The 21,872-nt window shown below is 75.3% G+C and carries 20 protein-coding genes; 6 read left to right on the top strand and 14 right to left on the bottom strand.

The window, feature by feature from the left end; all coding sequences use genetic code 11:
* Window positions 1-7 precede the first annotated feature (7 nt).
* A complete protein-coding gene (locus tag ACQPX6_RS12610; RefSeq protein ID WP_433787659.1) occupies window positions 8-2,971 on the top strand; it encodes an FAD-binding and (Fe-S)-binding domain-containing protein in 2,964 nt (987 codons plus the stop codon).
* A 32-nt stretch (window positions 2,972-3,003) separates the two neighbouring features.
* On the opposite strand, the gene ACQPX6_RS12605 is transcribed toward ACQPX6_RS12610, so the two are convergent.
* Both ACQPX6_RS12605 and pyk read right to left on the bottom strand, forming a co-directional pair.
* Window positions 3,004-4,170 (bottom strand): MalY/PatB family protein, encoded by a 1,167-nt coding sequence (locus ACQPX6_RS12605; protein ID WP_433787658.1) that lies wholly within the window; start codon window positions 4,168-4,170, stop codon window positions 3,004-3,006.
* A 22-nt stretch (window positions 4,171-4,192) separates the two neighbouring features.
* Window positions 4,193-5,611 (bottom strand): pyruvate kinase, encoded by a 1,419-nt coding sequence (pyk, locus tag ACQPX6_RS12600; protein ID WP_433787657.1) that lies wholly within the window; start codon window positions 5,609-5,611, stop codon window positions 4,193-4,195.
* 91 nt (window positions 5,612-5,702) lie between these two features.
* Here pyk and ACQPX6_RS12595 point away from each other — a divergent pair, with 91 nt between their 5' ends.
* Entirely contained in the window at window positions 5,703-6,983 is a 1,281-nt protein-coding gene (locus ACQPX6_RS12595; protein WP_433787656.1) for an AI-2E family transporter, read from the top strand.
* 15 nt (window positions 6,984-6,998) lie between these two features.
* Here the strand turns inward: ACQPX6_RS12595 and ACQPX6_RS12590 are convergent, their stop codons facing one another.
* The 9 genes from ACQPX6_RS12590 to ruvC all read right to left on the bottom strand — a co-directional run bounded on the left by ACQPX6_RS12590 (window position 6,999) and on the right by ruvC (window position 17,155).
* The gene (locus ACQPX6_RS12590) at window positions 6,999-9,443 is read right to left on the bottom strand and encodes a RelA/SpoT family protein (protein WP_433787655.1); all 2,445 of its coding nucleotides are present in this window, start codon (window positions 9,441-9,443) and stop codon (window positions 6,999-7,001) included.
* Window positions 9,444-9,729: 286 nt separating this feature from the next.
* Entirely contained in the window at window positions 9,730-10,272 is a 543-nt protein-coding gene (locus ACQPX6_RS12585; protein ID WP_433787654.1) for an adenine phosphoribosyltransferase, read from the bottom strand.
* A 7-nt stretch (window positions 10,273-10,279) separates the two neighbouring features.
* Entirely contained in the window at window positions 10,280-11,473 is a 1,194-nt protein-coding gene (secF, locus tag ACQPX6_RS12580) for a protein translocase subunit SecF (protein ID WP_433788254.1), read from the bottom strand.
* A gap of 179 nt (window positions 11,474-11,652) precedes the next feature.
* Window positions 11,653-13,407 (bottom strand): protein translocase subunit SecD, encoded by a 1,755-nt coding sequence (gene secD, locus ACQPX6_RS12575; RefSeq protein ID WP_433787653.1) that lies wholly within the window; start codon window positions 13,405-13,407, stop codon window positions 11,653-11,655.
* A gap of 101 nt (window positions 13,408-13,508) precedes the next feature.
* Window positions 13,509-13,934 carry a preprotein translocase subunit YajC gene (yajC, locus tag ACQPX6_RS12570; protein WP_433787652.1) on the bottom strand — a complete coding sequence of 142 codons (426 nt, stop codon included), beginning with the start codon at window positions 13,932-13,934 and terminating at the stop codon, window positions 13,509-13,511.
* A 66-nt stretch (window positions 13,935-14,000) separates the two neighbouring features.
* A complete protein-coding gene (ruvB, locus tag ACQPX6_RS12565; protein WP_433787651.1) occupies window positions 14,001-15,074 on the bottom strand; it encodes a Holliday junction branch migration DNA helicase RuvB in 1,074 nt (357 codons plus the stop codon).
* The gene (ruvA, locus tag ACQPX6_RS12560) at window positions 15,071-15,679 is read right to left on the bottom strand and encodes a Holliday junction branch migration protein RuvA (RefSeq protein WP_433787650.1); all 609 of its coding nucleotides are present in this window, start codon (window positions 15,677-15,679) and stop codon (window positions 15,071-15,073) included. The genes ruvB and ruvA overlap by 4 nt, the downstream gene beginning before the upstream one ends.
* A gap of 85 nt (window positions 15,680-15,764) precedes the next feature.
* Window positions 15,765-16,595, bottom strand: coding sequence for an alpha/beta fold hydrolase (locus ACQPX6_RS12555; protein WP_433787649.1), 831 nt, complete (start codon window positions 16,593-16,595; stop codon window positions 15,765-15,767).
* Window positions 16,592-17,155: a crossover junction endodeoxyribonuclease RuvC gene (gene ruvC / locus ACQPX6_RS12550; protein WP_433787648.1), complete on the bottom strand. Its 564-nt coding sequence runs from the start codon at window positions 17,153-17,155 to the stop codon at window positions 16,592-16,594. The genes ACQPX6_RS12555 and ruvC overlap by 4 nt, the downstream gene beginning before the upstream one ends.
* A gap of 188 nt (window positions 17,156-17,343) precedes the next feature.
* Between ruvC and ACQPX6_RS12545 the strand changes: the two genes are divergently transcribed.
* Window positions 17,344-17,811, top strand: a complete 468-nt coding sequence (locus tag ACQPX6_RS12545; RefSeq protein ID WP_433787647.1) for a nuclear transport factor 2 family protein — start codon at window positions 17,344-17,346, stop codon at window positions 17,809-17,811.
* Between the two features lie 91 nt (window positions 17,812-17,902).
* A complete protein-coding gene (locus tag ACQPX6_RS12540) occupies window positions 17,903-18,316 on the top strand; it encodes a hypothetical protein (RefSeq protein ID WP_433787646.1) in 414 nt (137 codons plus the stop codon).
* A 10-nt stretch (window positions 18,317-18,326) separates the two neighbouring features.
* Here ACQPX6_RS12540 and ACQPX6_RS12535 read toward each other — a convergent pair whose 3' ends face one another.
* Window positions 18,327-18,950, bottom strand: a complete 624-nt coding sequence (locus ACQPX6_RS12535) for an alpha-ketoglutarate-dependent dioxygenase AlkB (protein WP_433787645.1) — start codon at window positions 18,948-18,950, stop codon at window positions 18,327-18,329.
* A gap of 89 nt (window positions 18,951-19,039) precedes the next feature.
* On the opposite strand from ACQPX6_RS12535, the gene ACQPX6_RS12530 reads away from it, so the two are divergent.
* Both ACQPX6_RS12530 and ACQPX6_RS12525 read left to right on the top strand, forming a co-directional pair.
* A complete protein-coding gene (locus ACQPX6_RS12530; RefSeq protein WP_433787644.1) occupies window positions 19,040-19,306 on the top strand; it encodes an acylphosphatase in 267 nt (88 codons plus the stop codon).
* A complete protein-coding gene (locus tag ACQPX6_RS12525; RefSeq protein ID WP_433787643.1) occupies window positions 19,303-20,403 on the top strand; it encodes a winged helix DNA-binding domain-containing protein in 1,101 nt (366 codons plus the stop codon). The genes ACQPX6_RS12530 and ACQPX6_RS12525 overlap by 4 nt, the downstream gene beginning before the upstream one ends.
* Here ACQPX6_RS12525 and ACQPX6_RS12520 read toward each other — a convergent pair.
* On the bottom strand, window positions 20,387-21,379 hold the full coding sequence (locus tag ACQPX6_RS12520; RefSeq protein WP_433787642.1) for an endonuclease/exonuclease/phosphatase family protein: 993 nt from the start codon (window positions 21,377-21,379) through the stop codon (window positions 20,387-20,389). The genes ACQPX6_RS12525 and ACQPX6_RS12520 overlap by 17 nt on opposite strands.
* Entirely contained in the window at window positions 21,376-21,870 is a 495-nt protein-coding gene (locus ACQPX6_RS12515; RefSeq protein WP_433787641.1) for a GNAT family N-acetyltransferase, read from the bottom strand. The genes ACQPX6_RS12520 and ACQPX6_RS12515 overlap by 4 nt, the downstream gene beginning before the upstream one ends.
* Window positions 21,871-21,872: the final 2 nt, after the last annotated feature.

The following is a 21,872-nucleotide window of genomic DNA, read 5'->3' as shown; positions in this document are numbered from 1 at the left end:
CCCGGCCGTGGCCAAGGGTCGGGCGGTGGCCACCGTCGACCTGCCCGTCCCCCGCACCCGTGCGCAGGACCCTCCGCGCCCCGAGGACGCCCTCGTCCGGGCGCTCGCGGACCGCGTCGACGGCGAGGTGCGCTTCGACGCCGGCTCGCGCGCCGCCTACGCCGTCGACGCGTCGAACTACCGCCAGGTCCCCATCGGCGTCGTCGTCCCGCGCACCATCGACGCCGGCGTCGCGGCGCTGGCCGTGTGCCGGGAGCACGACGTCCCGGTGCTCTCGCGCGGGGGCGGGACGAGCCTCGCCGGGCAGTGCTGCAACGCCGCGGTGGTGATCGACTGGTCGAAGTACTGCACCCGCGTCGTCGCGGTCGACGAGGACGCCCGCACGTGCGTCGTCGAGCCCGGCATCAAGCTCGACGACCTCAACGCCGCCCTGCCCGGCCGCCTGATCTACGGCCCGAAGCCCGCGACGCACGTCAGCTGCACGCTCGGCGGGATGATCGGCAACAACTCCTGCGGCTCCACGGCGCAGGTGTTCGGCAAGGTGGCCGACAACGTCCGGCGCCTCGAGGTGCTCACCTACGACGGCCTGCGGATGTGGGTCGGGCCGACGTCCGAGGACGAGTACGCGGCGATCCAGTCCGCGGGCGGGCGGCGCGCCGAGATCTACCGGGGCCTGCGGGCGATCGCGGAGGACCACGCCGCGCTGGTCGCCGAGCGCTTCCCCGACATCCCCCGGCGCGTCTCGGGCTACAACCTCGACGACCTGGTGCCCGGCTCCGCGTTCGACCTCGCGCGCGCGCTGGTGGGCTCGGAGTCGACGCTCGTGACGGTGCTGCACGCCGAGCTGGACCTCGTCACCGAGGCCGCCGAGACCGCCCTGGTGGTGCTCGGGTTCGACGACGTCGTGGCCGCCGCGCGGGCCGTGCCGGCGATCCTCCCGCACGAGCCGCACTTCCTGGAGTCGATCGACCGCGTCATCGTCGAGTTCGAGCGGGCCAAGGGCGTGCACCAGCGGGCGATGGGCGCGATGCCCGCGGGCCACAGCTGGCTCATGGTCCAGATCCGCGACGACGACCCCGAGCGGGTCGCGGAGCGCGCCCGGGCGCTGGCCGCGGAGCTGGAGGGCACCTGCTCGATCCTCACGGTCACCGACCCCGCCGAGCAGGCCGAGCTGTTCGGCATCCGCGAGTCGGCGCTGGCCGTCTCGGCCCGCGACCCGCGCACGGGCCAGGACAACTACGAGGGCTGGGAGGACGCGGCGCTGCCGACCGACCGGCTCGCCGACTACCTGGCCGAGTGGGTGGCGCTGCTCGAGGAGTACGGCTTCACCGGCGGCACCGCGATCTACGGGCACTTCGGCCACGGCTGCATCCACACGCGCATCCCCTTCGACCTGGGCTCGGTCGCCGGGATCGCGGCCTACCGGTCGTTCATGGAGCGCTCGGCGGACCTGTGCGTGACCCACGGCGGGTCGCTGTCGGGCGAGCACGGCGACGGGCAGTCGCGCGGCGAGCTGCTCGAGCGGATGTTCGGCCCGGAGCTGGTGGCTGCCTTCGAGTCGGTGAAGGCGCTGTTCGACCCGCGCAACCGGATGAACCCCGGCAAGATCGTCCACCCCTACCGCCTCGACGAGCACCTGCACGTCGGCGCCGACTACGCGCCCGCCGAACCGGCGTCCGCGTTCGCCTACCCGTCCGACGACGGGCGGTTCACGCGCGCGATCGAGCGCTGCATCGGGGTCGGGCGCTGCCGGCGCACCGACGGGGACGTCATGTGCCCCTCGTACCGGGTCACCGGCGAGGAGCACCACTCGACCCGCGGCCGCGCCCGGCTGCTCTGGGAGATGCTGCGCGGGCACGAGGACTCGCCGATCCGCGACGGCTGGCGCTCCACCGAGGTCCGCGACGCCCTCGACCTGTGCCTGGCGTGCAAGGGCTGCCTGTCCGACTGCCCGGTCAACGTCGACATGGCGACGTACAAGGCCGAGTTCCTGCACCACCACTACGAGGGCAGGCAGCACCGCCGCCCCCGTTCGCACGTCTCCATGGGCTGGCTGCCGGCCCTGGCCCGCGTCGCGTCACCGCTGGCGCCGCTGGTCAACCGGCTCACGGCGTCGCGGCTCTCGGGGCTGCTCAAGCGCGCCGGCGGCATCGACACGCGCCGCAGCATCCCGGCGTTCGCGACGCCCCGGTTCTCGCACTGGTACCGGGCCCGCGGTCCGCGGGGCGCCGGCGGGCGCGGCGAGGTCCTGCTCTGGCCCGACACGTTCACCGAGTTCCTCCACCCGCGCGCCGGCGCCGACGCGGTGCGCGTGCTCGAGGCGGCGGGGTTCACGGTGCGGCTGCCCGAGCAGGAGCTGTGCTGCGGGCTGACGTGGGTGACGACGGGCCAGCTCGACGTTGCGAAGCGGGTGCTGGGGCGCACCCTCGACGCGCTGGCCCCGGCCGTCGGCGACGGCATGCCGATCGTCGGCCTCGAACCGAGCTGCACCGCGGTGCTCACCGACGACGCGGTCAACCTGCTGCCCGGCCCGCGGGCGGACGCGATCGCCGCGGCGACGACGACCCTGGGCGGCCTCTTGGCCGAGCGCGCGCCGGACTGGGCGCCGCCGGGGCTCGCGGGCCGCGAGGTGATGGTCCAGCAGCACTGCCACCAGCACGCCACCGGCGGCTACGGGGCGGAGACCGCCGTGCTGCGCCGGGCGGGCGCCGAGGTGGAGGTGCTCGACTCCGGCTGCTGCGGGCTCGCCGGCAACTTCGGGTTCGAGCAGGGGCACTACGAGGTGTCCGTGGCCTGCGGCGAGCAGGTGCTGCTCCCCCGGGTGCGGGCGGCGTCGGCGGACACCGCGGTGATCGCCGACGGGTTCTCCTGCCGCACCCAGATCGACCAGCTCACCGAGCGGCGGGGTGACCACCTCGCCTCGCTCCTCGCCGAGGGCCTCCCGCCGGAGCCCCTCCCCTGGCCCACGTGAGCGATCTTTGGGCTTATACGCCCAAAGATCGCTCACGTGAGGGCGGCGCGCAGACGATCGAGGGCCTCGGCGAGCACGGGGCGGGCCATGGCGAGGTTGAGGCGCATGCCGCCGCGCCCGGCCTCGCCGCACGCGGCGCCGTCGGTCATCACCACGCCGGCCTCGCGGGTGAAGAACGTCGACGGCGGCTCGTCGAGCCCCAGCCCGCGCGCGTCCAGCCACGCCAGGTACGTGCCGTCCGGGACGGTGACGTCGACCCCGGGCAGGTCGGCCTCCGCCAGCAGCGCGCGGTTGCCGTCGAGGTAGGCGAGCACCTCGTCGAGCCAGCCCCGGGCGTCCCGGTAGGCCGCGGTCGACGCCAGCACCCCCGGGGTCGCGGTGCCGTGCTCGGCGAGGTAGCCGGTCGCCTCCCAGTGCGCGACGTCGGCATCGTTCGACAGGATCACCTGCCCGCACTTGAGCCCCGGGGTGTTCCAGGCCTTCGACGCCGACGTCGCGGTCACCGTGTGCCCCGCCGCCCCCGAGGTCGCCGCGTACGGGCGGTGCCGCGCTCCCCCGAACGTCAGCGGGGCGTGGATCTCGTCGCTGAACACCCTCGCGCCGTGGCGCTCGACGACCTCGGTGACCGCCGTGAGCTCGGCGTCGTCGAACACGCGGCCCGTCGGGTTGTGCGGGTTCGTCAGCACGAGCAGCCCGGCCCCGTCGGCGAACGCCCGGTCGATCCCGTCGAGGTCGAGGACGAACCGCCCGCCGTCCCGGACCATCGGGACCTGGACGAGCTCACGGTCGACCATGGCCGGCACGGTCAGGAACGGCATGTAGGCCGGGGTCGGCAGCACGATCGCGCTGCCCGGCCGGCTGAAGTGCCGGACGGTCGCGGTGAACGCGGTGAGGACGTCGGGCACGGGGCGGATGCGCGCGGGGTCGGGCGCCCAGCCCAGGCGCTCGCCCCAGAACTCCGCGCACGCCGCGGCCATGTCGGCCACCCAGCCGTCGGGCAGGTAGCCGAGGCGCGAGCCGTCCGCGGCCGCCCGCACCGCCTCGGCCACCGCGTCGGCCACGGGGTAGTCCATCTCGGCGACGAACGCACCGATGAGCCCGCGCCCGTGGGACTCGCCCGGCGTCGACCACTTCCAGCTGCCGCCGGCCCGCATGTGCTCGGCGGTGAGGGCGTCGAAGCGGTGCTGCGTCGTCGTCACGCCCGCGATCGTCGCACCGCGTCTAACGGCTGTCTTCGCCGATCTTGTGCACGCGCAGCAGGTTGGTCTTGCCCACCTGCCCGGGCGGCGAGCCCGAGACGATGACCACCAGCTCGCCCGCGGCGAAGCGCCCGATCTCCAGCAGCGACGCGTCGACCTGGCGGATCATCGCGTCGGTGGTCTCGGCCCACGGCACGAGGAACGTCTCGACGCCCCAGCTCAGCGCGAGCTGGCTGCGCACCTCGGGGATCGGTGTGAACGCCAGCACCGGGAGCCGCGTGTGCAGCCGCGCGAGCCGGCGCACCGTGTCGCCGGTGCGCGTGAACGCCACCAGCGCGCGGGCGTTGAGCCGCTCGCCGATGTCGCGGGCGGCGGTGGTGACGACCCCGCGCTGCGTGCGCGGCACGTGCTGGATCGGCGGCACCGACGCCGGCCCGACCTCGACCGCGGCGACGATGCGCGCCATCGTCTGCACCGTCTCGATCGGGTAGGAGCCGACGCTGGTCTCGCCCGAGAGCATCACCGCGTCGGCGCCGTCGAGCACCGCGTTGGCGACGTCGGAGGCCTCGGCCCGCGTCGGCCGGAAGTTGTGGATCATCGACTCGAGCATCTGCGTCGCGACGACCACCGGCTTGGCGTTCTCCCGCGCGATCTGCACCGCGCGCTTCTGCACCAGCGGCACGTCCTCGAGCGCCAGCTCCACGCCGAGGTCGCCGCGCGCGACCATGATCGCGTCGAACGCCAGGACGATCGCCTCGAGCGCGTCGACGGCCTCCGGCTTCTCCAGCTTCGCGATCACCGGGAGCCGCGCGCCGTACTCGTCCATGATCTTGTGCACCAGCTCGGCGTCGGCCGGCGAGCGCACGAACGACAGCGCGATGACGTCGACGCGCAGCCCGAGCGCGAAGCGCAGGTCGGCCTCGTCCTTGTCGCTCATCGCGGGCACGGACACCGCGGTGTGGGGCAGCGAGATGCCCTTGTTGTCGGAGACGCGCCCGCCCTCGACCACGCGGCAGACGACGTCGCGGCCCTCGACGGCGGTGACCTCGAGGGCGACGTTCCCGTCGTCGACCAGCAGCGACTCGCCCGCGCGGGCGTCGTCGGCGAGGCCGGCGTAGGTGGTGGAGACCCGGTCGTGGGTGCCCTCGACGTCCTCGGTCGTGATCCGCACGGTCTCACCCGTGGCCCACATCTGGGGCCCGTCGGCGAACCTCCCGAGCCGGATCTTCGGCCCCTGGAGGTCGGCGAGGATGCCCACCGCGCGGCCCTCGCTGTCGGCCGCCTCGCGCACCAGGCGGTAGATCCGCTCGTGCTCGGCGTGGGTGCCGTGGCTGAAGTTGAGGCGCGCGACGTCCATGCCCGCGCGGACGAGGTCGCGGATGGCCTCGGGCGACGACGTCGCCGGCCCCAGCGTGCAGACGATCTTGGCTCGACGGCTCACGGCCCTCATCGTATCCCCTGTCTGCACCGATCCAGCACCAGCTCGGCGCTCCGGACCGCTCCCGTGACGCGCGCGGGCTACGGTTCGGGGTGTGAGCCAGGCCAGGTTGCTCGAGGAGCCCGCGGACGACGACGGCGACGACGCCGCCGCGTCCGGGACGGGCGGCGCCGTGCTCCTGTCCGGGCGCAAACGCTGGCAGGTGCCGGCCGCCCTCGAGATCGCCACCGCCCTCGCGTGGCGGCTGCTGCTCCTGGGCGCGGCCGTCCTGGTGGTCATCTACGTGCTGGGCCTGCTCGGGGCCGTCGTGTTCCCTGTGGTCCTGGCACTGATCGCGGCGTCGCTGCTCGCCCCGTCCGCGCACGCGCTCTCGCGCTTCAAGTGGCTGCCCCACGGCATCGCCACCGCCATCGTCATCGTCGGCGGGGTCGCGATCGTCGGCGGCGTATTCTACGGCGTCGGACTGGCCTTCGTGTCCGGCCTGCCCGAGCTGTCGTCGCAGCTGCTCGCCAGCGTCGCCGGCATCCAGCAGTGGCTGCGCACCGGCCCGCTCGGGCTCAACAACGAGCAGTTCACCGAGGTGGGCAACCAGCTCTTCGCCTACCTGCAGTCGAGCCAGGCGACGCTCGCCCAGAGCGCCCTCGGCGCCGTCAGCACCGTCGGCGAGGTGCTCACCGAGCTGCTGCTGGCCCTGTTCACGCTGATCTTCTTCGTCTACAACGGCGGCCAGGTGTGGCGGTTCGTCCTCCAGGCGATCCCGCGGCAGGCCCGCGACCGCAGCGACATCGCCGGGCGGCGCGCGTTCGCGTCGCTGGTCGGCTACACCCGCGCGACGATCCTCGTCGCCGCCGCCGACGCGATCACGGCGGGCGTCGGGCTCTGGCTGATCGGCATCCCGCTGCCCGTGCCGCTGGCCGCGCTCATCTTCTTCGGCGCGTTCGTCCCCACCCTCGGGGCCGTCGTCTCCGGGGTCGTCGCCGTGCTGGTCGGCCTGGTCAGCGGCGGCATCACCGACGCCCTGCTCGTCGTCCTGCTGCTCGTGCTGGTGCAGAACCTCGAGGGCTACATCCTCCAGCCCCTGCTGCTCGGCCGGTCGATCAAGCTCCACCCGCTCGCCGTGGTGCTGCCCATCGCCTGCGGCCTGGTGCTCGCCGGCATCGCCGGCGCCCTGCTCGCCGTCCCGCTCGTCACGGTGATCGACGCCGGCGTCCGCTCGCTCAACCGGGCCTCGGACGGCCACGGTCTCGACCCCGAGACCGTCGACGCCCTCGACCCCCGCTCCGCCCGGCCCGACTGGCACGTCGGCGAGCAGCCACCCCGCAGCTTCGTGGCCCGCGCCGTCGACGCCGTCCGCAGCCGCACCTCCTCGGCCTGACGGAGGCCTGAGGCACTAGCCCGCCGACGTCACCCGGTACACGTCGTAGACGCCCTCGACGTTGCGGACGGCCTTGAGCACGTGGCCCAGGTGCTTCGGGTCGCCCATCTCGAAGGAGAACCGGCTGACCGCCACGCGGTCGCGCGAGGTCGTCACCGACGCCGACAGGATGTTGACCTTCTCGTCGGCCAGCACCTTGGTGATGTCGGAGAGCAGGCGGTGCCGGTCGAGGGCCTCGGCCTGGATCGCGACGAGGAACAGCGCGCTCGACGACGACGCCCAGTGCACGGTGACCAGGCGCTCGGGCTCGCTGCGCAGCTCGTCGGCGTTGGTGCAGTCGGTGCGGTGCACGCTGACGCCGCCGCCGCGGGTGACGAAGCCGAGGATGCCGTCGCCGGGCACCGGCGTGCAGCAGCGCGCCAGCTTGATCCACACGTCGGTCGAGTCGCCGCCGTCGGCCATGTCGTCGATGACGACGCCGACGTCCCCGGTGCCCCGACGGCGTTGGACCGTCGACGGGGTGGCCCGGTCGGCGAGCTCCTCCTCGTTCTGCTCGACGCCGCCGAGCAGCGCCACCAGGCGCTGGACGACGTGGCGGGCGGAGACGTGGTGCTCGCCGACGGCGGCGTAGAGCGCGGAGATGTCCTGGTAGTGCAGCTCGTGGGCCAGCGCGCCCATCGAGTCGGCCGAGACCAGGCGCTGCAGGGGCAGGCCGGTGCGCCGCGCCTCGCGGGTGATGGCCTCCTTGCCGCCCTCGATCGCCTCCTCGCGACGCTCCTTGGCGAACCACTGCTTGATCTTCTGCTTGGCGCGCGGCGAGGCGACGAAGGCGAGCCAGTCGCGCGACGGCCCGGCGCTCTCGGCCTTCGACGTGAAGATCTCGACGACCTCGCCGTTCTCGAGCTCGCGCTCGAGGGCCACCAGCCGGCCGTTGACCCGGCTGCCGATGCACTTGTTGCCGACCTCGGTGTGCACCGCGTAGGCGAAGTCGACCGGTGTCGAGCCGCTGGGCAGCGTGATGACGTCGCCCTTGGGCGTGAACACGAAGATCTCGCGGGTGGCGAGGTCGTAGCGCAGGGACTCGAGGAACTCGCCGGGGTCCGCGGCCTCGCGCTGCCAGTCGAGCAGCTGGCGCATCCAGGCCATCTCGTCGAGCTCGAGCGTCCCGTCGCCGCCGCCGACCGAGCCCGGGGAGCTCTTGTGCCCGCCCTTGGTCTCCTTGTAGCGCCAGTGCGCCGCGATGCCGTACTCGGCGGTGCGGTGCATCTCGTGGGTACGGATCTGCACCTCGAGCGGCTGCCCGTCCGGCCCGATCACCGTGGTGTGCAGCGACTGGTACACCCCGAAGCGGGGCTGGGCGATGTAGTCCTTGAACCGCCCGGGCATCGGCTGCCACAGCGCGTGGACCATGCCCATCGCCGCGTAGCAGTCGCGCACGTCCTCGACGAGCACCCGCACGCCCACCAGGTCGTGGATGTCGTCGAAGTCCTTCCCCTTGACGATCATCTTCTGGTAGATCGAGTAGTAGTGCTTCGGGCGCCCGAGCACCTCGGCCTTCACCCGCGCCTCGGTGAGCTGGCCCGACACCTCGTCGATCACCGAGCGCAGGTAGGTGTCGCGGCTGGGCGCGCGGTCGGCGACCAGGCGGACGATCTCGTCGTAGCGCTTGGGGTGCAGGATCGCGAACGCGAGGTCCTCGAGCTCCCACTTGACCGTCGACATCCCCAGGCGGTGGGCCAGCGGCGCGAGCACCTCGAGGGTCTCGCGGGCCTTCTTGGCCTGCTTCTCCGGCTTCAGGAAGCGCATCGTGCGCATGTTGTGCAGCCGGTCGGCGAGCTTGATGACCAGCACGCGCGGGTCGCGCGCCATGGCGACGACCATCTTGCGGATCGTCTCGGCCTCGGCCGCGGCGCCCAGCTGGACCTTGTCGAGCTTGGTGACGCCGTCGACCAGGTGGGAGACCTCGGCCCCGAAGTCGGCCGAGAGCTTCTCCAGCGAGTACGCGGTGTCCTCGACGGTGTCGTGCAGGAGGGCGGCGACCAGCGTCGTGGTGTCCATCCCCAGCTCGCCGAGGATGGTGGCGACGGCCAGCGGGTGGGTGATGTAGGGGTCGCCGCTCTTGCGCATCTGGCCGTCGTGCGACCGCTCCGCGATGTCGTAGGCGCGCTGCAGCGTGGCCATGTCGGCCGACGGGTGCAGCTCGCGGTGGACCGCGGCCAGCGGCTCGAGCACGGGCTTGACGACCCCGGAGCGCTGCGCGGTGATCCGGCGGGCGATGCGGGCCCGGACGCGACGCGTGGCCGACGGCGGGCGCGTGGGGCTGACCGGCGGGGCCGGCGAGAGCCCGGCGGCGTGGAGGACGGCCTCCTCGCGCGCCGACTCACTGGCCGACCCGTCGGCGTCCGCGGTACCCGGCTCGGGAGCGATCGGCGTGCCGGTGGCGTCGACGTCCTGGCTCACGCGTCGTCCCTCCCTCCGGACGAAACGGCCAGGGCCCCGATCCGGTACGGGAGCCCGGCGCGTCCGGAATCCATCCAGGATATCTCCGCGGGGTCGAGGTGTCCGGTCGGTCGGGGTCCGATCGGGTCACTGGTCGCCCGCCGTCGGTACGCGTGGGTGACGCCGCGCCACCCGGACCGGTGATGCGTCCGCGCGCGCCGGGCGGTCGGTCGGCCGTCGCCCGCGGTGCGGGGAGCGGACGAGCGGTCGGGCGGGGTGGGGTCCCGGGTGGGTCCCGGGCGGGCGCTCAGCGCGCGAGCAGCGCGTGCACCGTGTGGCCGTCGAGGCGGGAGCGGCCGGCGAGCGCGGGCAGCTCGAGCACGACGGCGACCGCGGCGACCGTGGCGCCCGCGCCCTCGACCAGCGCGCAGGCGGCGGCCGCGGTGCCGCCGGTGGCTAGGACGTCGTCGACGAGCAGTGCCCGGGTGCCGGGCCGCAGGACGTCGTGGGGCAGCTCGAGGACCGCCGAGCCGTACTCCAGCTCGTACGACTCGCGGGCGGCGACCGCGGGCAGCTTGCCCTCCTTGCGCACCGCGACGACGCCCAGACCCAGCGACTGGGCCACCGCGGCGCCGAGCAGGAAGCCGCGCGCCTCGATGCCGACCACGACGTCGGCGCCCCCGTCGCGGGCGGGCGCGCCCAGCAGCCGGGTGGTGGCGGCGAGCCCGGCGCCGTCGGCGAGCAGCGCGGTGAGGTCCCAGAAGCGGATGCCCGGGGTCGGGAAGTCGGGGACCTCGCGCAGGAGGCCCGCGACCACGTCGAGGTCGTCGGCCGCGGGGGCGGCGCTCACGGGTGGCTCACCGGCGGCGCTTGCCCGACGGCCGGGCGACCTTGCCCGAGGGGCGGGCGCCCGGACGCGGCGCGGTCGATCGGGCGCCGGCCCGGCCCGCACCGGCCGCCGCGACCTCGCGGGTGTCGAGGACGTCGGTGGCAGGGCCCGGGGCGCCGTCGCCGGCGGGCTCGCCGTCGCCCGGGGTGCGGCGGGCGGCCTTGGCGCGCCGGGTGCGGACCTTCTCGGCCTGCGCGGCCCAGCGCCGGTCGCGCATCGCGAGGTCGACGACGATCGGCGTCGCGAGCAGCACCGACGACGCGGCGCCGATGATCGTGCCCACGAGCTGGACCAGCGCGAGGTCGCCCAGGACGCCGACGCCGAGCAGCACGACGCCGACGACGAACAGCCCGATCAGCGGGAGCGCGGCGATCAGGGAGGTGTTCAGCGAGCGCATGAGGGTCTGGTTGACCGCGAGGTTCGCGGCCTCGGCGTACGTCCGCCGCGTGAGCCCGAGCAGGCCGCGGGTGTTCTCGCGGACCTTGTCGAACACGACGACCGTGTCGTAGAGGGAGAACCCGAGGATGGTCAGCAGGCCGATCACGGTCGCCGGCGACACCTCGAAGCCGACCAGCGAGTACACGCCGGCGGTGATGATGATGTCGTTGGCCAGGGCGATCAGCGCCGCGTAGGCCATGCGCCGCTCGAAGTAGAACGACAGGTAGACGGTGACGAGCACGAGGAACACCGCGAGCGCCACGAGCGCCTGCTGGGTGATCTCGCCGCCCCAGCTCGCGCTGACCGCGCTGTCGGAGATCGCGTTCGGGTCCGGGGCGCCGCTGGTGCCCAGCGGCTGGAACCGGTCGAACAGCGCCTGGCGCAGCGCCACGACCTGCGCGACGTCGAGGCGCTCGGACCGGATGATGATCGTCGCCGTGCCGCCCTGGCCGGCGCTCTGCACCGACGTCGCGGGGAAGCCCACCGTCTCGGCGTAGACCTGCTCGACCTGTTGCGACGAGACCGTCCCGGCCGCCCCGGCCGCGGGCATCTGGACGCTGGTGCCGCCCTCGAAGTCGATGCCGAAGTTGAAGCCCCGGATGACCATCGACAGGATGCAGATCGCGAGGACGACGCCGAAGATCGCGTACCAGGTGCGCGAGCGGCCGACGATGTCGAGCCCCCCGTTGCCCCGGTAGAGCATGTCGAGGCGGCCGGACTTCATCTGCCGGCGAGGCCCGCCCTCGTCGTCGGGGTCGCCCGGCCCGTCGGCGAGGTCGGAGCCGTCGGCCCCGTCCGCGGACGCGTCGGCACTCTCCAGGGAGTCGAGCTCGTCGTCGGCACGGTCGTCGAGGCGGTCCTCGGCGCGGCGGCGGCCGTTGCCGCGGGACCCGGTGGGGCGGCTCATCGCGCACCTCCACGGCCCGCGCGGCTGCGCGCGCCCGCCGGACGGTCACCGGCGCCGGTGCGCACCGGCCGGCCCCCGCCGGCGCGTGGCGGTCCCGAGCCGGTGGAGCGGGGCGCGTGGCGCACCACCTCGCCGAGACCCGACCAGGCCGGGCTGGAGAACAGGCGCGAGTTCGACGCGAGCGCCAGCAGCGGGTGGGTCACCAGGAACACCACGATGAGGTCGAGGACGGTGGACATGCCCAGGGTGAACGCGAAGCCCTTCACCTGGCCGACGGCCAGCGCGTAGAGCACCACCGCGGCGAGGAAGCTGACCGCGTCGCCGGAGAGGATCGTGCGCCGCGCCCGGATCCACCCGCGTGGCACCGCCGAGCGGAAGCTGCGGCCCTCGCGGACCTCGTCCTTGATCCGTTCGAAGAAGATGACGAACGAGTCCGCCGTGATGCCGATGGCGACGATGAAGCCGGCGACCCCGGCGAGGTCGAGCGTGAACCCGATCCCGCGCCCGAGCAGCACCAGCACGGCGTAGACGACGAGCCCCGAGAGGATCAGCGACAGGATCGTCAGCACCCCGAGGGCGCGGTAGTAGAACAGCGAGTAGACGAACACCAGGATCAGCCCGACGATCCCGGCGATCAGCCCGGCCTGCAGGGACGCGAGCCCGAGCGTGGCCGACACCGTCTGGGCCTCGGAGGTGTCGAACGACAGCGGCAGCGAGCCGTAGCGCAGCACGTTGGCGAAGTCGGTGGCCGAGGCCTGGTTGAAGTTGCCGGAGATCTGCGCGTTGCCGTCGAGCAGCGGCTGGACGATGCGCAGCGCGGAGACCACCTGGGAGTCGAGCACCACGGCGTTCGACTTGTTGACGTTGGCGCTCGTGTAGTCGGCCCAGACGCCCGCGGCCTCCGACTTGTACGCCAGGTTGATCACCCACCCGACGCCCTGCGGGTTCGGGTTGGGGGTGGCGCTCGCGACGTCGGTGCCCGAGAGGATCGCGGGGCCGAGCAGGTACTTCTCGGTGCCTTCGCGGTTGCAGGCCACCAGCGGCCGCGCCGGGTCGTCGTAGCCGCGCAGCGGGTCCTCGACGGCGCAGTCGAGCGCCAGCGCGGCCTGCTCCTGGACCGCCGGGTCCTCGCTCTGGCGCAGCGCCTTGGCCTCGCTGATGGCCTGGGCGAGGCGCGGGTCGGCGGACGTGCCGGGGTCGGCCCCACCGCCCGGGGGCGGCGTGGGCACCGGCGGCTGGGCCGGACCGATCGGGGCGCTCTGGCCCGCCGGCGCCGAGCCCGGGGTGCCCGCCCCGCTCGGTCCGCCCGGCGTGGGTGCGGCGGCGCCGGGCTGGCCGGGCGCCCCCGGCTGGCCGGCCTGCGGGTTCGCCGGGATGGGCCCGCCGAGGACGGGCCGGAAGTACAGCCGCGCGGTCTGGCCGAGCGAGCGCGCCTGGTCGCCCTCCTGACCGGGCACGGTGATGACGAGGTTGCTGCCGTCCTGGACCACCTCGGCGCCGCTGACGCCCAGCCCGTTGACGCGCTGGTCGATGATCTGGCGCGCCAGGTTGAGCTGGTCGGGCGTGGGCGCCGCACCGGTCTCGGTGCGGGCCGTCAGCGTGACCCGCGTACCGCCCTGGAGGTCGATGCCGAGCTTGGGCGTGGGCGACCCGTTCCCGGTGAGGAACACCAGGCCGTAGAGCACCGCCACGATCACCACGAAGGCGGCGAGGTAGCGCCCTGGCCGGAAGCGCACGGTCGGAGGGGCCACGCTGCGTTGCTCCAGATGCTCGGGTGTTCAGCCGGGGAGGGGCTCGCCGCGAGGGTAGGCGCCGCGTGCGACGCCCCCGGCGGCGCCCCGCCCCGGGTCGCTCAGGACCGGCGCGGCGAGGACACGTTGTCCGTCGTGTCCGCCGGGGTGTCCTTGGTGTCCGTCTCGACGGTGCCCGGGGCCTCGACCACGGGGGTCGACTCGGTGGGCACCGACGACTCGGGCAGGGCGTCGAGGTCCTCGAGGTCCTCGGGGTCCACCACCGCCTCCTCGGCCACGAGCTTCTCGCGCACGGCGGCGCGGAGCCACGTGGTGACGACCTCGGGGGCGATCTCCACGTCGATGGTGCGCTCGTCGTCGACGTCGACCACGGTGCCGCTGATGCCCGAGGTCATGACGACGACGTCGCCCACGGCGAGGGTGCTCTGGATGCCCTGCTGCTGCTGCTCCTGCTTCTTGCGCTGACGGCTGGACATGAACACCAGGCCGATCATGAACAGGATGAGCAGGGGGAAGATCAGGTCCATGGTTCTCCGTTCACCGGGCGGGCGAGGAGTCGTGGCCCGCGCGTGTCCGATTCCGAGTCTGCCAGCTCAACCGAAGAGTGCGCCCTGGCCCCGCTCGTCGTCGGGTGCCCCTCCCCCGGGTGACGGCGGCTCCTCCCCCAGGTGGCGCCACGCCGCGGGGGTCGCGACGCGTCCGCGGGGCGTGCGGGCGAGCATCCCGGCGCGCACGAGGTAGGGCTCGCAGACCTCCTCGACGGTGCCCGGCTCCTCCCCCACCGCCACCGCGAGCGTCGACACCCCGACGGGCCCGCCGCCGAAGCTGCGCACGAGCGCGCCCAGGACGGCGCGGTCGAGCCGGTCGAGCCCCAGCTCGTCGACGTCGTAGACGGCCAGCGCCGCCCGCGCGACGTCCCGGGTGACCGTGCCGTCGGCGCGGACCTCGGCGTAGTCGCGCACCCGGCGCAGCAGGCGGTTGGCGATGCGGGGCGTGCCGCGCGAGCGCCCGGCGATCTCGCGGGCGCCGTCCGGACGCAGCACGACGTCGAGGATGCGGGCGCTGCGCACGAGCACCTGCTCGAGGTCGGACGGCTCGTAGAACTCCATGTGGGCGGTGAAGCCGAACCGGTCGCGCAGGGGGCCGGTGAGCGCGCCGGCCCGCGTCGTCGCCCCGACCAGCGTGAACGGGGCGACGTCGAGCGGGATCGACGTGGCGCCGGGGCCCTTGCCGACCACGACGTCGACCCGGAAGTCCTCCATCGCGAGGTAGAGCATCTCCTCCGCCGGGCGGGCCGTGCGGTGGATCTCGTCGATGAACAGCACGTCGCCCTCGACGAGGTTGGACAGCATCGCCGCGAGGTCGCCCGCGCGCTCCAGGGCCGGGCCCGAGGTGATGCGCACGGCGCTGCCGAGCTCGGCCCCGATGATCATGGCGAGGCTGGTCTTGCCCAGGCCCGGGGGCCCGGAGAGCAGGACGTGGTCCGGCGGGCGGCCGCGGCGCAGCGCGCCCTGGAGCACGAGGTCGAGCTGCTCGCGCACCCGGTGCTGGCCGATGAACTCGTCGAGGCGGGCGGGGCGCAGCTTGTTCTCGACGTCGCCCTCACCGTCCGCCGCCGTGTTCGCCAGCGCGGAGGCCAGGCTCGCCTCGAGGTCGTGCTCGCTCATCGGCCCGGCCCGAGCCGGGTGAGCGCCGCGCGCAGGACCGCGGAGGAGTCGGACGAGCCCGACGAGTCGCCGAGCACCTCGTCCACCGCCTTCTCCGCCGGCTTGGCCGCGAAGCCGAGGCCGACCAGCGCCTCGACCACCTGGTCGCGCAGCGTGCCCGCGGCCACCGGCGACGCGAGGAGCTCGTCGTCCCCGGCGGGCGGGGCGGGGGCCACCTTGTCGCGCAGCTCGACCACCAGCCGCTCGGCGCCCTTGCGCCCGATGCCCGGCACGCTCATCAGCGTCGTGAGGTTGCCGTCGGCCAGCGCGACCGAGAGCGACTGCGGGTCGAGCACCGCGAGCGTCGCCAGCGCGACGCGCGGCCCCACCCCGGAGACCGTCTGCAACAGCAGGAACATCTCGCGCTCGGCGGCGTCGGCGAAGCCGAAGAGCGTCAGGGAGTCCTCGCGGACCACCAGCGCGGTGTCGAGCCGCGCCGGCTGGCCGCGGCGCAGCCGGGCGAGCGTCGACGGGGTGGCCTGCACGGCCAGCCCCACGCCCCCGACCTCGACCACCGCGTGGTCGAGCCCCAGGGACAGGACCTCCCCCCGCACCGACGAGATCACCGCACGACCCTCCCGACCGTCCTGACGAACACGCGTTCGAAGGCTACCGGCCACCCCCGACGCTCCCGGGGACCGCCGCGCCTGCTCACCCGGTCAGGAACTCGGTGAAGTATTCGGTGAGCACCGGGCCCAGCACCGCCGGGGTGACGAGGTGCCCCTGGCCCGGCAGCGTCCGGCGCCGTGCGCCCGGGACGGTCGCGGCCAGGGCGTCGACCGCGGCGCGCACCCACGCCGGGCTCGCCCCGCCGTCGAGGGCGAGCAGCGGGACGGCGAGGTCCGCGAGCCGGTCGGCGGGCAGCACGTCCCGGGCGACCAGCGCGACGTCGTACGGCAGCGCCGGGGCCATGGCGACGGTCCGCGCCCAGAACGGCGTGGTCCGCAGGCGCGCGACCGGGGCGGGCGCGGCGGCCGGGAAGCCGTCGAGGAACGCGGCCGCGGCGTCGTCGGGGCGCCCGGCGCGCAGGGCGGCCATGGTCGCGGCGGCGAGCTCGCGGCGAGGGACGGGGTCGTCGCCGTCGAGCGGCCACGGCGCCTCGTGCGCCACCACCCGCGACGCGGGCACGCCCCGCACCAGCGCCTCGAGGACGAGCACGGCGCCCGCGGAGTGCCCGTAGTGCCCGGGCGCGCCGCCGGCGTGCGTGGTGACGGCGGCGAGGTCGGCGACCTCGACGGCCACCAGCGCGTCGCCGTCGGGACCCGCGGGGTCCCGCGACGGGTCGGGCACCCCGCCGCTGTCGCCGCGCCCGCGCCGGTCCCAGACGTGCACGGTCGCGCGGTCGGCCAGGGCCCGCGCGAGCAGCCGGACGCTCGCCCGGTCCTGCAGCGCGCCCGTGGTGAGCACGAGCGGCGGACCCTCGCCCACCGTCTCGACCGCGATCCGCGTGCCGTCGGCCGAGGCGACGTGGGTGGTCGTCACCGCGCCCGGCGCGCCGCGGCGAGGCGGGCGCGGTGGTGCTTGGTGACCTCGGCGGCGCGGGCCTCGGCCTCGGCCATGCGCGCGAGCATCGGGGCGCGCCAGCAGTGGCACACCGCCAGCGCGAGCGCGTCGGCGGCGTCGGCGGGGCGCGGCGCGGCGCCGAGGGCGAGCAGCCGGGTGACCATCGTCGTCACCTGCTCCTTGTCCGCCCGCCCCGAGCCGGTGACCGCGGCCTTGACCTCGCTCGGCGTGTGGAACGCGACGGGCAGCCCCGCCCGCCCGGCGACCAGGGCGACGACCCCGCTGACCTGGGCGGTGCCCATCACCGTGCGCACGTTGTGCTGGGCGAACACCCGCTCCACGGCGACGACGTCGGGGCGGTGCTCGGCGATCCACGCCTCGACCGCGTCGGCGACGGCGCCGAGGCGCTGGGCGATCTCGGCGTCCGACGGGGTGCGGACCACGTCGACGGCGACCGCGCGCACCGAGCGCCCGCCGCCGCCCTCGACGACGCCCAGGCCGCAGCGCGTCAGCCCGGGGTCCACGCCCAGCACCCGCATGGACCGCGACGCTACGGGGCGCCGGCCCGCGGGCCCGTCCTCGTCCCCCGCGCCCGGCGTGTCCCCGTGTCATCCGGAGTGATCGGGAGTGATCGGGCGTGATCGACCGCGCGTGGCCGACCCGGCATGCTGGCCGCGCACCCCCGGGCACCGTCGCCCGTCCCGCGCCCCGCGAGGAGGAACGACCCGTGAGCAGCCCGACCGAGGAGCCCCGCCCGCCCTTCCCGCCGTTCGACGAGGAGTCGGCGCGCGCGAAGGTCCTGGCCGCCGAGAAGGGGTGGAACACCCGCGACCCGGAGAAGGTCGCCCTGGCCTACACCGTCGACACGGTGTGGCGGAACCGCGACGAGTGGGTCTCCGGGCGCGACGAGGTCGTCGACTTCCTGACCCGCAAGTGGGAGCGCGAGCACGACTACGCGCTGCGCAAGGCGTTGTGGACCTACAGCGGGCACCGCATCGCGGTGCGCTTCCAGTACGAGTGCCGCGACGCCGACGGGCAGTGGTGGCGCTGCTACGGCAACGAGAACTGGGAGTTCGCCCCGAACGGGCTCATGGCCCGGCGCGAGGCGAGCATCAACGACCTGCGCATCGACGAGGCCGACCGGCGGATCCACGGGCCGCGCGCCGAGGGCGACGACAGCGAGATCCCGATCTGACGCTCCCCCGTCCGCCGCGCCGGGAGGGTTCGTCCGGCCCAGCGTCCGGGCATCCGGCCCCGCCATCCGGGCGAGGCGAGGGGAGCGGGCGATGGGTGGACGGACAGGTGTGGGGTGGCGACGCGGCCGGGTCGGCCTGGCCGCGTCCGGCGTGCTGCTGGTGGCCCTGGCGGGCTGCTCGTCGGACCCGGCCCCGCCCGACGAGCCGCTGAGCTACCTCGAGTTCGCGGCCGAGGGTCCGAGCGGTCCCGTGGTCGGCGCCTACGTCCTGCAGGGCGAGCTGCCGGGCAACGAGATGCGCTCGTTCGACACCCTGCCGTTCCGCGACGAGGTGCCCGCCCCCGGCGAGGTCGCCCCGAAGATGCGGATCTCGGTGGCCGACGCGCCGGAGGGCTCGCGGCTGACGTGCCGCATCTCGCTCGACGGGCGGGTGCTGGTCGAGAACACCGCCAGCGTGCCCGGCCCGGACGTCGAGTGCGTCGCGCCGCCGACGAGCACGGGCTGAGGTGCCGGGGTCAGGGCCGCGGGCCGGGGTCGTCGTGCCGGAACGTCACGCTGACCCGCGGGCCGGCGCCGGGCCACTTGGGCACCGTGTGCTGCCAGTCGTGCTGGCAGCGCCCGCCCATGACCAGCAGGTCGCCGCCGGCGACGGTCAGCCGCCGCGACGGGCCGCCGCCGAGGGGGCGCAGGCCGAAGCGCCGCGGGGCGCCGAGGGAGACGATCGCGACGATCGGCGCCTCGTGGGTGTACCGGACGCGGTCGCCGTGCCAGGCCACCGAGTCGTCGCCGTGCCGGTAGAGGTTGGCGGACACCCGGTCGAAGCGCACGCCGTAGCGCGCGGACAGGGCCGCGGCCACGGCCGGCGCCGGACCGGGCGCCTCGTCGACGCGCCAGCCGCAGGTCAGCCGCGGCTCCATGACCTCCTGGTCGTACATCCGGCGCCGCCGCTGGTCCCACGGCGCCTGCGCGACGATCGCGTCGAACCACGCGTCGGCGCCGGCGATCCAGGCGGGGGCGAGGTCGACCCACGACCGGTCGTCCAGGACGATGCGGCGCGGGACGACGGCCGGGTCCACGGCGGGGTCGGCGGCGGGGTCGGCGCCGCCCCCGAAGAGCGAGGGCGTCCAGGCGGCGGTCATCCCGACCAGTAGAACACGTGTTCGAGTCGAGGTGTGAGTGCTTTCCCGTGTCAGGACACGGGCAAGCGCTCACGAGCCCGGAGGGCAAAGTGACCAGCAAGCACATCGTCGTCCAGGGACGCGTCCAGGGCGTCAACTTCCGGTCCGCCGCGGAGGACGCCGCGAACGACCTCGGGGTCGCGGGGTGGGTGCGCAACCGCGACGACGGCACCGTCGAGATGCTCGTCGAGGGCGACGACGCCGCCGTCGACCGCATGGTGGAGTGGGCCCGCCAGGGACCCTCGTCCGCCGCGGTGACCGGCGTCGACGTCACCGACACCGAGCCCCAGGGGCTGGAGTCGTTCGAGCAGGCATGAGGCTCACCGCCCCGCAGGTCCGGGGCTTCCGCCTGCGCCGCCAGCACGTCGCCGGCCGCGACGGCGCCGACCCGGTGGCGATCGCCCGTCGCCTCGTCGGCGTCCAGGCCCAGGTCCCGTCGGCGGCGGCGCAGGCGGTGGCCGTGCGCACGGCTACCGGCACGGCCGGCGACGGGACGGTCGACGCGGCCCTGGCCACGGGCGCGCTGCTCCGCACCTGGTCGGTGCGCGGCACGCTGCACCTGCTGGCCGCCGACCAGGCGCCCGCGGTGCTCGCGCTGCTCGCCTCGGCGCGGTCGTGGGACAAGGGCTCCTGGCAGCGCGAGTTCGCCACGGCCGCCCAGATGGACGCGCTCGCCGCGGGGGCCGCCGAGGTGCTCGCCGACGCCGTGCTCACCCGCGAGGAGCTCACCGCCGCGCTGGTCGCGCACACCCGCGAGCCCGGGCTCGCCGAGGCGCTGGGCTCGGGGTGGGGCGCGGTGCTCAAGCCCCTGGCCTGGCAGGGCCTGCTCTGCCACGGCCCGCCGGCGGGGCCGCGCGTGACCTTCACCAGCCCGCGCGTCGCCGTCCCCGGCTGGCCCGGCCTGCCCGACCCCGACGAGGCCGCCCGCACGGTCGTCCCCGCCTTCCTCGCCGCGCACGGCCCCGCGACCCCGGCCGCGTTCGACGCCTGGCTCCTGCGCGGCGCGACGCCGAAGGCCCGGCTGCGGCGCTGGTTCGCCGGGCTCGTCGCCGACGGGACGCTCACCGAGGTCGACGTCGACGGCGAGACCCGCCACGCCCGCACCGCCGACCTCAACGACCTCGCCGCCGCCGCGCCGCCCGGGCCCCGCCTGCTCGGCCCGTTCGACCCCTACGTGCTCGGCGCCGGCACCGGCGACCCCGACCTCGTGCCACCCGCGCACCGGAAGGAGGTCAGCCGCGCCGCCGGGTGGATCGCGCCGGTGGTGCTGGAGGCCGGGCGCGTCGTGGGCACCTGGAGCGCCGACGACGACCGGCTGGCGGTCACCCCGTTCGAGGCGCCGCTCCCCGACCTGGAGGACGAGCGGGCGGTCTGGAGCCGCGTGCTGGGGCGGGCGCTCACGCTCCCGGGATGACGCCGCCGCGCCCGTCGCGCACGAGGAGCGTGACGACGAGCCCCGCGTGGTCGGTCGCCGGCAGGCGCCGGGTGGCCAGCTCCACCGGCGTCGCCGGCCCGGAGACCAGCACGTGGTCGATGGCCGCGAACGGCGGCAGGACGGTGTCGGCCGGCCAGGTGCCGCGCAGGCCGTCGCCGAGCGCGGCGCCCGCGTCGCGCCAGGCCCCGGGGGCCAGCAGGGAGCGCAGGGGCCGGTGGTCGAGGGTGGCGTTGAGGTCGCCGATCACCAGCCGCGGCGGGTCGGTCGCCGCCGCCGGGCCGGGGAGGTCGGCGATCTCCTGCGCCCAGCCCGCCGAGTCGTCGCGGAACACCGGCGCCGACGGGTGGGCCACCACCACGTCCACCGGTCCCGACGGCGCCAGCACCCGGCCGGTGACCGGCGGGAGCTCCGCAGGACGCAGCACGAGGCCCGACGGCGCGAGCGGGTGGCGGCTGACGAGCGCCGTGCCGCCCGCCCCGTCGCGGGCCCGCGAGACGGTGAACGGCAGCTCCGCGCGCAGGCCCGCGGCGACCAGGCGCTGCTCGGCGTCGGGGGTCAGCTCCTGCAGCCCGAGGACGTCCACCCGCCGCTCGCGCGCCAGGGCGACGACCGCCGCCGGGTCCCCGCGCCCGAACTGCAGGTTGACCGTGGCCACGACCACCGGCGCGCTGCCCGCCCCCGCCGCCACGGCGGGGTCGCCGTCGCCCACCGCGCGCGGCAGGACCAGCCCGGCGAGCACCAGGCCCGCGACGAGCGCCACCGCCGCCGTCGCCCAGCGCCGCAGGACCGCCGCCAGCACCGCGAGGAGCAGCGCGGCGCCCGCCGCGAGCGGGGTGAGCGCGAGCAGGGCGAACGCGGCCGGCGACCACGGCGGCGCCCACCACCAGAACGGCACCCACAGCGCCGCGACCAGCGCGCCGAGCCCGAGGAGAGCGCCCGCCGCCCGGCGCCTCACCCCGGGGCCAGGCGCTCGAGGCGCAGCAGCTCCACGCCCACGGCGTCGACGAGCCGTCCCGTGTCCTCGTAGCCGGCGCGGCGGTAGAGCCGCAGGTTCTCCTCGCTGCGCGCCCCGCTGACCAGCCAGGTGACGTCGCCCGCGGCCAGCTCGGCGTGCGCGCGCTCCATCAGCGCGCGCCCGATGCCGTGGCCCTGCGCGTCGGGCGCCACCGAGAAGCGCGCCAGCTCCGCGCACCCGCTGCCCGTGCCGACGCCGGCGCCCCGCAGGCGCACCGACCCGACCAACCGCGGCCCGATCCACGCCCCGAACCCCCGTACCGCGGGGTCCTGGAGGTCGGCCACGAGCTGCGCGACCGTCTCGCGCAGCGGCGGGATCTCGGTGGTGCCGTAGCGGCGCGCCTCGGACAGGTACGCCGCGAACTGCACGGTCAGCGCCTCGCCGGCGTCGTCGGCGCTGAGGGCGGCGACGACGCACGGGGCCGGCGGCACGG

Origin of the sequence: Actinomycetospora sp. CA-101289 (assembly GCF_050955895.1) — a bacterium.
Taxonomy (GTDB): Bacteria; Actinomycetota; Actinomycetes; order Mycobacteriales; family Pseudonocardiaceae; genus Actinomycetospora.
Note: the sequence above shows the minus strand (reverse complement) of the source record. Positions and strands in the feature narration are given on the sequence as shown.